Genomic DNA, 12,452 nt, shown 5'->3' with positions numbered 1-12,452 from the left:
GAAATGGCGAACCGATATTGCGGGCATAAAAAAGCCCGGCGCATGGCCGGGCTTCCCAGATCTTGCTAATGCCGGAAACCGGCATCGAAAAGTTTACTTCGAAATTTCGTCGTAGTTGTACTTGCCGTCGGAACCCTTGGACCACTTGTACATGACATAGTCCGGACGGGTGATGTCGCCCTTGGCATTGAAGCCCAGGTCGCCGATAGCGGTCTTGAACGGACCCTTTGCCTTCAGCGCATCGGCAACTGCCATCGGATCGTTGGAACCGGCAGCCTTGGCGGCTGCGGCGATAACCTGCAGAGCCGAGTAGGAGTAGAGCGTGTAGCCTTCCGGCTCGTAGCCTGCAGCGCGGAACTTGGCGACCAGATCCTTGGAAGCCGGGTTCTTGCGCGGATCCGGCGCGAAGGTCATCAGCGTGCCGTCGACGGCGTCGCCGGCGATCGATGCCAGCTCGTTCGAGACGATACCGTCACCCGACATGAAGTGAGCCTTCACGCCCTGGTCGGCCATTTGGCGCATGATGAGGCCAGCTTCCGTATGCAGACCGCCATAGTAGACGAAGTCGACGCCAGCCTGCTTCATCTTCGCGATCAGGGCCGAGTAGTCCTTGTCGCCGGGCGTGATGCCTTCATAAAGAACTTCCGTCACGCCGGCGGCGTTGAGGTTCTTCTTGGTTTCGTCGGCTAGGCCCTGACCGTACGGGGTCTTGTCGTGAACGACGGCAACCTTGGCGCCCTTGAAATTGTCGGCGATGTACTTGCCGGCAACTTCGCCCTGCTGGTCGTCACGGCCGCAAGTACGGAACGTGTTCCAGAGGCCGCGTTCGGTGAACTTCGGGTTCGTCGAAGCGGGGGTGATCTGCAGGATGCCGTTTTCAGCGTACACTTCCGAAGCCGGAATGGAAACGCCCGAGTTGAAGTGACCGACGACGAACTTCACGCCGTCAGCAACGAACTTGTTGGCGACCGAAACACCCTGCTTGGCGTCGGAGACGTCGTCGCCGAGTTCGATCTTGATCTTTTCCCCATTGATGCCGCCTGCAGCATTGATGTCAGCTGCTGCCTGTTCCGCACCCTTCTGAAGCTGCGCGCCAAACGCAGCATTCGGGCCCGTCAACGGACCGCCAACGCCAACAATGATGTCGGCCTTCGCAACGCCACCGAAAGCGATCATCGCCGACAAAGCCACCGCCGACAGAAGATACTTCTTCATATTATTACTCCCAATTTTTGAGCGGGTTCCGTTTAATGTGCCCTGCGCGATACCCACCAATCATCACGCCGGTAACGCTTTCATTCCGAACTCTGGAAGCATGACCCAGCCCGTTCCCGTCTGTTTTTGTGGGCTGGGTGACGCTCTTGGTTGTACGCAGACTGTGCCTAGTTTAGGGCCGGTGTCAATTCTTCTTCTTCCAAGAAAAGGCCGAGGTCTTTTCATAAAGCCAGTAGTAGTTATTCACCATCTGATCGGTACGCCGATACCGATATCCCGCAGTTGCAAAAACAAGCAGAAGCACGACATCGATAATGTAGATGGTGACGTCAAATACCAGGCCGTTGAACAGCGCATGGTGCAGAAACTGCAGACCAAGGCCGATCAGAAAGCTGTAGATGACCACGAGCGGATAGGTTTCCCAGCTGGAAGCGACAGCGCGGCCTGCGCGCCACGCGGTCCAGAAACCCAGGATGACGATAACGGCGCGGATAACCATGCGGCCGCCGGTATCGCTGTCGAAGAGAAGTCCCTGCATCTCAAATTCTCCGCGAAATGAAACTCAATGATGTCCGCCTTCGAGATAGGCGGCGCGCACTTCCGGATTAGCGAGCAAGTCCTTGCCCGAACCGCTCATCGTCACCCGGCCGTTGACCATCACATAGGCGCGGTCGGAAAGCTTCAGCGCCGCAAAGGCATTCTGTTCGACGAGGAACACGGTGAGCCCTTGGGTCTGGTTCAGAACCTTGATCGCTTCGAAGATGCCCTTGACGATCAGCGGTGCCAAGCCAAGTGAGGGCTCGTCCAGCAGCAGCAGTTTCGGGCGTGCCATCAGTGCGCGACCGATCGACAGCATCTGCTGCTCCCCGCCGGAAAGTGTGCCGCCGCGCTGCGACTGGCGCTCCTTCAGGCGCGGGAAGAGCGTGAAGATCTTCTCGACATCCTCATTGAAGTATTTGAGCTTGTCGAGGCTCGCACCCATCTGCAGGTTTTCATAGACGGTCATACGGGGAAAGATGCGCCGCCCCTCCGGCGATTGCGCGATGCGAAGCCGCGCGATCTCGTGCGTCGGCATGCGCGTAATATCCTGGCCGTCGAAAGTAACCGAGCCGTTGCGTGCCTGCGGACTGCCGCATATTGTCATCATCAGCGTCGACTTGCCGGCGCCGTTGGCGCCGATCAGGCTGACGATCTCGCCACGGTTTACTTCGATGTCGACCCCGGCAAGGGCGCGGATATTGCCATAATAGGTTTCCACACCCGCAACTTTGAGAAGTGGCTGCCCCGTCATCAATGTTCACCTTCCTGGAGGTGTTCGACTTCGGCAATCACCTCTTCCACTTCCTCATCCTCAACGCCCAGATAGGCAGCGATCACGCGAGGATCGTTCTTGACCTCATCCGGCGTGCCATCGGCAATCTTCTGCCCATATTCGAGTACGATGACATGGTCGGAAATTTCCATGACCACGGACATATCGTGCTCGATCAGCAAGATGGACGTGCCGGTATCCTTGCGGATACTCCGCAGGAATTCGTTGAGAACCAGGGATTCGCGAGGGTTGAGACCGGCGGCCGGCTCGTCCAGGCAAAGCAGCTCTGGACCCGTGCACATCGCGCGTGCGATTTCCAGGCGGCGTTGCGCGCCGTAAGGAAGATCGCCGGCCGGATCGTCGGCGCGATCGATGAGATCGGCCTTTTCGAGCCAGAAACGCGCAAGTTCGATCGCATTCTTGGCCTCGGAACGATAGGGACCGATGCCCAGCAGGCCAAGGATCGTATAGCCGGAGGCGCGCATCAGCTTGTTGTGCTGCGCCACCAGCAGGTTTTCGAGCACGGTGAGGCCTGAAAACAGACGGATATTCTGGAAGGTGCGCGCCACCTTGGCCTCGCGCGTGATCCGGAAATCCGGCAGCCGTTCCAGGAGATATTCCTTGCCGCTCTTCTGCTGCAGCGTAAGCATGCCCATCGTCGGCTTGTAGAAGCCGGTGATGCAGTTGAACACGGTGGTCTTGCCAGCGCCGTTAGGCCCGATCAGCGCGGTGATATCGCCGCGCTTGGCCTCGAACGAAAAGTCGTTGATCGCCATCAGGCCGCCGAATTTCATCGACAGGTGGTCGACTTTCAAGAGGACGTCGCTGGGGTTTGCGGTCACAGCGTTCATCAGCCGTGGCCCTCCTTGGTAAAGCTGCCTGAGACCGCTTTTCGCTCTTTGAGAAAGGCGGTCGGCTCGCGCGTGCCGACAAAGCCGCGTGGCTTGAAGATCATAACGACCACCATAGCGAGGCCGAAGATCAGCATGCGGTAGAGTTCGGGTGTGAAGTCGGGACCGAAACCGGGAATGATCGTCGTATCACCAAAGACCAGCCCGGTCTTGAGGAAGCTCATGTTGCGCAGCAATTCGGTGCCGCCGACCATCGCGATCGCGGCAATCGCGATACCCTTCAGCGACCCCATGCCGCCGAGAACGACAATAGCAAGGATCACAGCGGATTCGAGGAACACGAAGGACTCCGGCGAGACGAAGCCTTGACGCGCCGCGAAGAAGGAGCCGGCAAAGCCGCCAAACATGGCACCGGTGGCAAAAGCCGTCAGCTTCGTCGTCACCGTATTGATGCCAAGGGAACGGCAGGCGATTTCATCCTCACGCAACGCTTCCCACGCACGTCCGATCGGCATGCGGCGCAGCCTGATGGTGACATAGGCGGTCAACATGCAGAGCAGCAGGATCACGTAGAACAGGAAAACCTTGTACCAGGCCGACGAGATCGGCAGACCGAAACTGCGGACGAAGTTGTGCGGGTCCTTCATATCGAAGGTATAGAGGCCAAAAAGCGATGCCTTTGTGATGTTGGAGATGCCGAAGCTTCCCTGCGTCACATCCGTCCAGTTGGTCAGCACGATGCGGATAATTTCACCGAAGGCAAGTGTCACGATCGCCAGGTAATCACCCCTGAGGCGCAGCACCGGAAAGCCCAGGACCATCCCCCAAAGCGCCGCCAGAAGGCCCGAAATCGGCAGAAGCAGCCAGAAGGACAAGCCGAAATGCATCGACAACAGTGCATAGGAATAGGCGCCGACCGCATAGAAGGCGACATATCCCAGGTCGAGCAGACCGGCGAGGCCGACGACGATGTTCAGACCCCAGGCAAGCATCACATAGATGAGGATCTGGATGCCGAAATTGTCAACATAGGTCAGCGCCCCTTGCGGGCCGAGGATTGCCACCGCCGCTATCGGATAGATCAGCAGAAACACAAGGGCGATCTTGTTGAAATGCTTGGAGACGAAACTTTGTTCGCCTTCTACCTGCACGACCTTGGCCTTGGCTGCCTTTCGTGCTGCCAGATAAGGCTGGACGAAGACCGTCATGATGAAGCGGCCGACGGTAGCGATCGCGACGATGATCGCCAGAAGACCCCAGCGCTGCACGATGATCAGCTTGTTGTCCATATTCTGATCGGTCTTGAGACCGATATAAAGGACGAACATGCCGAAGGATATGACAGCTGTCCAGAGGGCGTCCGTAATCCCCTTCTGGACAAGGCCGGGTGCGGTCTTGCCTGCAACGAAGTTTGAATTTGCCATGGCGTTATACCTTTTCGACTTCCGGCCGGCCGAGAATACCCGTCGGCTTGAAGATCAGCACGTAGGCCAGGATACCGTATGTCGCGACATCCTTATACGCGATGGGAAAATTGCCCGACCAGAACGACTCGATGAAGCCGATCATCAGACCGCCGAGAACAGCGCCCGGCAGCGAGCCGATGCCGCCCAGAACCGCCGCGGTGAAGGCCTTGACGCCCGGCACGAAGCCATCCGTGAAGTTCGCGACGCCATAATACATCAGATACATCGTGCCGGCGACGGCAGCGAGCGCCGCACCCATGATGAAGGTGATGGAGATGGTCCGGTCGACGTTGATGCCGAGCAGCGCCGCCATCTTGCGATCCTGCTCGGTGGCACGCTGAGCACGCCCAAGCGCCGTCTTGTTGACGATGTACCAGAAGGCGGCCAGCAGTACGACGGTGATGATGAAGATGATGATCTGCTTCAGCGACAGCGAAACGCCGCCGAAATTGTAGACATCGCCCACCAGCGTCGGGATCGGCTTGTTACGCGGGCCTTGCGCGACCTGGATGAAGTTCGACAGAACGATCGACATGCCGATTGCCGTGATCAGCGGCGCTAGGCGGAATGATCCGCGCAATGGCCGATAGGCGACGCGCTCAATCACCCAGTTCCAGAGGCTCGTCATCAGCATGGCGACGATCAGCATCACCAAAAGCAAGATGGCAACCGGCAGGCCGGCAAAGAGCGAAATGAGAACGAGATAGGTGATAAGAGCTGCGAAGCCGCCAAGCATGAACACATCACCGTGGGCAAAATTGATCATGCCGATGATGCCGTAGACCATGGTGTAACCGATGGCGATCAGGCCGTAGATCGACCCGAGAGTCAGCCCGTTTAAGAGCTGCTGGATAAAATAATCCATATATCATTTCCCCTGGATGCGGCGTCATACGACCGCATCTCTTATTGCTTTTTTAGGTTCCTTCTGGAGGCCTATGGCCGCGATTCCATACTGGTTTCGAAAGAAATGTGAAGCCAAAAAGGCAAGAAATTGACAAATTCTTTTCAAATCTCAGTGCGCTGATGCGAATTCGACCAAAAATGACACGAAAGCGGCAGTCCATGGCTCAAAATTAGCCAAAGCCGCCGCCTGCCGCCGCTCTACTGAAAAGCTCTCGTCAGCGGCAGCTCAGCCACGACCCGCCCCTGAGATGTAGATGGCGCTCTTCAGGCGCGCATACGGGCACCGTCCGCATCGAACAGCGGCTCGACCTGAAGCCTTGCCGGCAGAAGCTCGCCGAGCAATTCGATCGCCCAGCCCTGCGCCTCATCGGCAATTTCCTTCGGCACATAGCCGACTGCAACGGAAAGACCGGAAGCGTGCGCATATCCGCCGGAGGTCACCCAGCCGCAGACGGCGCCCTTGTGATAAATGGGCTCGTCGCCGATGACGTCGGCATCCTTTGCGCTCAGAATGAACGTGCGCAGCCGCAAGGTGCCGCCTTCTGTCTTTTCCTTGGCAGCGGCCGCCTTGCCAATGAAATTAGCCTCCTTGGAGAGCGCGACGAACCGGTTGAGCCCGGCCTCGAATGGACCGTAAAGCGGACGGTATTCACGTGCCCAACTGCCGTAAGACTTGTCGAGACGCAGCGCATTCAGCGCTCTCAACCCAAAGAGCCGAATGCTGAATTCGGCACCCTCCTGCATCAGAAGATCGAAAATGTAGCGCTGGTACTCCGGCTTCATCCAGATCTCATAGCCGAGATCTCCTGTATAGGAGACGCGTCCGACGATCGCGGGCGCCATACCGATATCCATGCGGCGGATCGACATGAAGGGGAAAGCGGCAGTCGAGAGATCCTGATGGGTCAGCTTCTGCAGCAGCTTGCGGGCATTCGGGCCGGCGATCGAGAGGCCGAGAAGCGAAAGGCCGAGTGCCTGCAGCTCGACCGAACCGTCCTTCGGCAGCAGGCTTTCGAACCAGCGCATGTGGTAGGCTTCGGCGATGCCGGAGCCGATGAGAAGGAAATCTTCCTCGCCGAGCTTGGCAAGCGTGAAATCGCCGATCAGCTTGCCATCATGCTTCAGCATCGGCGCCAGCGTCATGCGGCCCACGGTGGGAATGCGGCAGGTCAGCAGCGTATCGAGGAAAGCTTCCGCTCCCTGCCCCTTGACTGAATATTTGGCAAAGCCCGAGGTCTCCATCAGGCCGACGCTCTCACGTACCGCCTTCGCTTCGGTACCGACGACATCGAAATCGTTGGAACGATGCCAGGAGAATTGGTCTGCTTCGCCTTGCGGAGCAAACCACAGCGCCTGTTCAAGGCCATAGTAAGCGCCGAAGACACCGCCGGCCTGCTTCAGCTTATCGTAGATCGGCGTCGTCAACAGTGGGCGTGCGGCCGGCAGCTCCTCGTTCGGATAGCGGATCGAGAAGCGGCGGGTATAGTTCTCGCGCACCTTGGCATTGGTATAGGCGAGCGTCGCGTAGTCGCCATAGCGGGAAACGTCCATGGCAAAGACATCGAAGCCCGGATCGCCGTAGATCATCCAGTTCGCAAGTGCGAGCCCCACGCCGCCGCCCTGGCTGAAGCCGGCCATGACGGCGCAGGCCGACCAATAATTGCGAAGGCCGCGCACCGGGCCGACAAGCGGATTGCCATCCGGCGAGAAGGTGAAGGGACCGTTGATGATCTTTTTGATGCCGGCATTGTTGAAGGCTGGGAAATGGCGGAAGCCGACTTCCAGTTCCGGCGTGATGCGCTCGATATCCTCGGCCAGCAACTCGTGGCCGAAATCCCAGGGCGTCGTCACCGGCGACCATGGGCGACATGCCTTTTCATAGGTGCCCATTAGCATGCCCTGCCGCTCCTGGCGCAGATAGATCTCGCCGTCGAAGTCAACGCAGTGCATCAGCTCCTTGCCCGTGGTCTTGTTGAAGTCGACTACCTCGGGCATGTCCTCGGTGATGAGATACATATGCTCCATGGCGAGCACCGGCAGCTCCAGCCCCACCATACGGCCGACTTCGCGCGCCCAGAGACCGGCGGCGTTGACGACGTGCTCGGCGATGATCTCGCCCTGGTTGGTGATGACGCGCCAGGAGCCGTCCTCACGCTGCACCAGCTCTTCCACCTTGGTATGAAGGTAGATTTCCGCACCGTTCTTCTTGGCCGAGCGAGCATAGGCATGCGTCGTGCCATAAGGGTCGAGATGACCTTCGACGGGGTCGTAAAGTGCGCCGACGAACTGATCGGGATCGAGAAGCGGCATCATCGCATGCGCTTCCTTTGGCGTCAGCAGCGTCGCTTCCAGACCATTGTAGCGGCCCTTGGCGAGAATGGATTTCAGCCAGTCGAAGCGCTGCGGCGTTGCCGCCAGCATCAGGCCGGAGGTGAGGTGCAGACCGATATCCTGGCCCGAATATTCCTCGATCTCCTTATAGAGCTCGACCGTATATTTCTGCAGCTTGGCAACGTTCGGATCGCCGTTGATCGTATGCATGCCGCCGGCAGCATGCCAGGTCGAGCCGGATGTCAGCTCGGAGCGCTCGAGCAGCACGACATCCGTCCAGCCGAATTTCGTCAGGTGATAAAGCACCGAACATCCGACGACACCGCCACCGATGACGACGACCTTGGCATGGCTTTTCATTGGGAATCCCCTGTTTTCGGCGCGAAGCCGCCGGGTGTCTTCCCGCGCGACCGGCCGTATTTGAAAGGAAACCTAGAGACTATCCGATGGGCCAAATAGCCCAAACTGCGAAACTGACATGTCTGTTTGCGCCATCGCAATTGTTCGGATCGCGCCATCTGCTATTGGCAAAAAAATCCCGCTGCAAGCCATTCCACGTCGGGCGATATAAGGATTCTCAATCGGCAAAACCGGCCGTCAATGCAAACTCCCGCCCCATCTCCATGATCTCTTCGAAGACACTGCCGGCATAGGAGCGCGGCACAATGATTTCGAAATGATCCGGACCGGTGCGGGCAACATTGGCACTAACATGGCAGCACAGCATGTTGGCTGACCGCCCCTCGGCAAAGACCTGCGGATGCAGATCGACAGCCACGCATTTTGCTAGGATGCGGCGGACGCTGGGGCCTGAAACGCGCAGCACCACGCGGCCGTCGCTCTGCTCGAAAAAGGAGGCCTTGGCCGGATCGAGCGTGAAGAGGTCCCGCGCCACGCTATCCGCACTGAGGGTCTCCGACACCACGAACCATTCCCTCGGCCCGACATCGCGAACCGATACATCCTTCAGCACCTTCAGGCTCTCCAGAACGTCATCCTGAGCGCCGGCCTTCGCGAGCACGGAGAAGATGGCCGGACGACGCACGACGGCGAGATGATTCGGATTTGCGGCAGCCTCGAAGCCGGAGATATGATCTTCCAGCACATGTCTGTTCTGAAACGCGACGCTCATCGATCCATTACCCCAAAAGCTTCTTGTTATCAGGATCGACGAAGACCGGACTGCAGACTGCCGCCGCCACTTCCTCGCCCCGCAATCCATCCCAGACGATCACACGCTCGCCGATGCGCTCCCTGCCCGACTTCAGGAAAGCGAGCGCGATGGAATGACCGAGTGTCGGCGAGAAACAAGCCGAGGAAACATGCCCCTGATCGTTCACGGTCGAAGGTCTCGCGCCCTCCTTCAAAATATGTGCGCCGGCGTGAATTTCCTTCGCCGTATCGATCGGCTTCAGGCCCACAAGCTGGCCGCGGTCGGCGGCGGTCAGACCGAAGCGGGTCGAAAGCCGCTTGCCGATGAAATCCGGCTTCTGCGTCGACATCATGCGGCCAAGCCCAACATCGTCAGGCGTGGTGCGGCCATCGAGTTCGTTATGGGTGACATGCCCCTTCTCGATGCGCAGCACGTTGAGTGCTTCGACACCATAGGGGCAGATGCCATGCGCCCTGCCTGCCTCCATGATAGCATCGGCCACCGCCTCGCCGTAGCCGGCCGGCACCGCGAGTTCGTAGGCAAGTTCGCCCGAGAAGGAGATACGGAACAGGCGTGCCCTCAACCCACCTTTCAGCATGATTTCGGCAGCAGCAAGGAAGGGGAAGAACGCATCGGAAATATCGTCTTCCACGATCTGCTCCAGCACCAGCCGCGCCTTCGGACCGGCAATCGCCATCTGCGCCCATTGATCGGAAGATGAGACGAAGCGAACGTCGAGCTGCGGCCAGAGCGTCTGGGCTGCGAATTCCATATGCGTCATCACCTCGCCGGCCATCGCCGTCGTGGTCGTCATGAAGAAATGGTCGGGCGTCAGCCGACTCGTAGTGCCGTCATCGAAGACCATGCCGTCTTCACGCAACATGAGGCCGTAGCGCGCCTTACCGATCGGCAGCTTCAGGAAAGCGTTGGAATAGACGCGATTGAGAAATTCCGCCGCATCCTTGCCGAAAATCTCGATCTTGCCGAGCGTTGACACGTCGCATATCCCGACATTGTTGCGGACGTTCAGCACCTCGCGGTCCACGCTGTCGCGCCAGCCCTTCTCGCCCGGCCGCGCAAACCATGACGAGCGATACCAGAGACCGGCTTCGACGAAGCTCGCGCCATTCTTCTTGGCCCAACCATGCAGTGGCGACTCCCTGACCGGCTGCGCATGCTTGTCGCGCGCCGTGCCCGCCAGCGCGCCGAAGGAGACCGGCGTATAGAATGGCCGGAATGTCGTGGTACCGACGGCGGCCGGGCTGACGCCGCGCATGCCGGCGATGATGCCGGCGGCGTTGACATTGCCGAGCTTGCCCTGATCCGTCGCCATGCCGCTTGTCGTATAGCGCTTGGCATGCTCGACATGGCCGAAGCCCTCACGCAAAGCGAGGCCGAGATCCTTGGCATGGACGTCGTTCTGGAAGTCGACGAATGCCTTGTCCTTGGCGCCCGGCACATGCCAGATCGCTGCAAAGGACGGATCATAGTCTCCCACGACTTCGGGCAGATCAGGAGAATGAGCTTTGCGGCCAAGGCTTTCGACGACCAGCCGCGCCTTTGCAGCACCGTCAGCCAGGCAACCGGAGACACTCTCGATACCGGCAGCCGAGCCGGCGATTTCCAGCTCGCCGCCGACGATCGGCGCCATAAAGGCCTGCTTCTCGTCCGACCAGACCGGCCTGGCGCCGCGCTGACAGGCAAGATGGATGATCGGTGACCAGCCGCCCGACATGGCCAACGCATCGCAGGCGATCAGCTCATCCAGCCCACCGCGGTCTGCAATGACGCCGCTGATGCGATACTTGCCTTTGGTCGCGTGGATGCTTGCCGCATGAACCACCCGCACGCCTTGCGGAGCGACATCGGCCGATGCAGCACGCGTGTCGAGGATTGCCGAAATCTCCACGCCTGCAGCGGCGAGATCGGCGGCAGTTCGATAGCCAGAGCCGCCATTGGTGAAGACAGCCACCTTCTGCCCGGCAACCACGCCATAGCGGTTGAGGTAGCTCCGCATGGCGCCCGCCACCATCACGCCAGGGCGATCATTGCCGCCGAACACCAGCGGCCGTTCTTCGGCGCCGGAGGCGAGAATGGCGCGTCGGGCGGCAATGCGCCAGAGACGCTCGACCGGCAGATCGGGCGATGGCATCGCCACATGCTTCTGCACCTTCTCGACAGCGCCGAAGACATTGCCGTCATACCAGCCGAACACGGTGGTACGCGGCATCAAGGTTACGCTTTCGAAGCTTTGCAGCTCCTCAAGTGTTGCCTGCACGAAAACATCAGCGGAAGCGTTGCCGATCGTCAGCTTTTCCGACAGTAGCGAGCCGCCAAGTCGAAAACCTTCGTCGGCCAATACGACACGCAGGCCTGCGCGGGCAGCGGTCAGAGCCGCCATGAGCCCCGCGGGACCGGAGCCGATCACAAGCAGATCGCAATGCGCCCAGACCTTCTCGTAGCGATCCGGATCGGCCTGCATGACCGCCTTGCCGAGGCCGGCAGCGCGCCGGATCAGTGGCTCATAGACCTTCTCCCAGAAGGCAGCGGGCCACATGAAGGTCTTGTAGTAGAAACCAGCGCCGAGGAAGGGAGAAATCAGGCTATTGACCGAACCGAAATCATACTTCAGCGACGGCCAGCGGTTCTGGCTCACCGCACTCATGCCCTGATAAAGCTCGGCGACAGTGGCGCGCGTATTTGGCTCAGTACGCCCGTCCTTGCCGATGGTGACGAGCGCATTCGGCTCGGCCGAGCCCGCGGTCAGAATGCCGCGCGGCCGATGATACTTGAAGCTGCGGCCAACCAGCAGCTGGTCGTTGGCAAGCAAAGCGGCGGCGAGTGTGTCGCCTTCCAGCCCCCTCATTTCCTTGCCGTCGAACTGGAAGGAAAGCGGGCGGCTGCGATTGACGAGGCCACCGGTCGACAGACGATAAGCCGTCATCGTGCCGCCTCCCTCGCCTTGTCCTCGGCATCGACGACCGAAAACACCTCGTGGGTGACATTGCTGCGGTCGACGACCAGCCAGCGGCGGCATCCCGCGCTATGGTGCCAATATTCCTCAATCCGGCCGCGCTCATTGTCGCGGATGAAGACGTAGCGGTTCCAGTCCTCATCCGGTGCGGTCGGCGCCGGTCGGACGACGGACCCGCCGCGAATGGAAAATTCTTCCTTGGGTCGCACGCCGCAATGCGGGCAGTTGATCAAGCTTGCCATTG

10 protein-coding genes are annotated in these 12,452 nt (G+C 59.6%); all 10 read right to left on the bottom strand.

Annotated elements, in window-relative coordinates:
* Positions 1 to 93 precede the first annotated feature (93 nt).
* Positions 94 to 1,215, bottom strand: coding sequence for a branched-chain amino acid ABC transporter substrate-binding protein (locus ACYJRZ_RS00930; protein ID WP_459455197.1), 1,122 nt, complete (start codon positions 1,213 to 1,215; stop codon positions 94 to 96).
* Positions 1,216 to 1,399: 184 nt separating this feature from the next.
* A complete protein-coding gene (locus tag ACYJRZ_RS00925) occupies positions 1,400 to 1,753 on the bottom strand; it encodes a DUF6867 family protein (protein ID WP_459455195.1) in 354 nt (117 codons plus the stop codon).
* A gap of 24 nt (positions 1,754 to 1,777) precedes the next feature.
* Positions 1,778 to 2,506 carry an ABC transporter ATP-binding protein gene (locus ACYJRZ_RS00920; protein WP_459455193.1) on the bottom strand — a complete coding sequence of 243 codons (729 nt, stop codon included), beginning with the start codon at positions 2,504 to 2,506 and terminating at the stop codon, positions 1,778 to 1,780.
* Positions 2,506 to 3,378: an ABC transporter ATP-binding protein gene (locus ACYJRZ_RS00915; protein WP_459455191.1), complete on the bottom strand. Its 873-nt coding sequence runs from the start codon at positions 3,376 to 3,378 to the stop codon at positions 2,506 to 2,508. Before ACYJRZ_RS00915 ends, ACYJRZ_RS00920 begins: the two co-directional genes overlap by 1 nt.
* A complete protein-coding gene (gene livM, locus ACYJRZ_RS00910) occupies positions 3,378 to 4,802 on the bottom strand; it encodes a high-affinity branched-chain amino acid ABC transporter permease LivM (RefSeq protein WP_459455189.1) in 1,425 nt (474 codons plus the stop codon). Before livM ends, ACYJRZ_RS00915 begins: the two co-directional genes overlap by 1 nt.
* Positions 4,803 to 4,806: 4 nt before the next feature.
* Positions 4,807 to 5,709: a branched-chain amino acid ABC transporter permease gene (locus ACYJRZ_RS00905; protein WP_132717348.1), complete on the bottom strand. Its 903-nt coding sequence runs from the start codon at positions 5,707 to 5,709 to the stop codon at positions 4,807 to 4,809.
* 305 nt (positions 5,710 to 6,014) lie between these two features.
* Entirely contained in the window at positions 6,015 to 8,441 is a 2,427-nt protein-coding gene (locus ACYJRZ_RS00900; protein WP_459455187.1) for a GcvT family protein, read from the bottom strand.
* Between the two features lie 217 nt (positions 8,442 to 8,658).
* Positions 8,659 to 9,213 (bottom strand): sarcosine oxidase subunit gamma, encoded by a 555-nt coding sequence (locus ACYJRZ_RS00895; protein ID WP_459455185.1) that lies wholly within the window; start codon positions 9,211 to 9,213, stop codon positions 8,659 to 8,661.
* A 7-nt stretch (positions 9,214 to 9,220) separates the two neighbouring features.
* Positions 9,221 to 12,178 (bottom strand): sarcosine oxidase subunit alpha family protein, encoded by a 2,958-nt coding sequence (locus ACYJRZ_RS00890; protein WP_459455183.1) that lies wholly within the window; start codon positions 12,176 to 12,178, stop codon positions 9,221 to 9,223.
* Positions 12,175 to 12,450 carry a sarcosine oxidase subunit delta gene (locus tag ACYJRZ_RS00885; RefSeq protein ID WP_459455181.1) on the bottom strand — a complete coding sequence of 92 codons (276 nt, stop codon included), beginning with the start codon at positions 12,448 to 12,450 and terminating at the stop codon, positions 12,175 to 12,177. Before ACYJRZ_RS00885 ends, ACYJRZ_RS00890 begins: the two co-directional genes overlap by 4 nt.
* Between the last annotated feature and the right edge of the window lie 2 nt (positions 12,451 to 12,452).

Source organism: Rhizobium sp. No.120, assembly GCF_054558365.1.
Note: the sequence above shows the minus strand (reverse complement) of the source record. Positions and strands in the feature narration are given on the sequence as shown.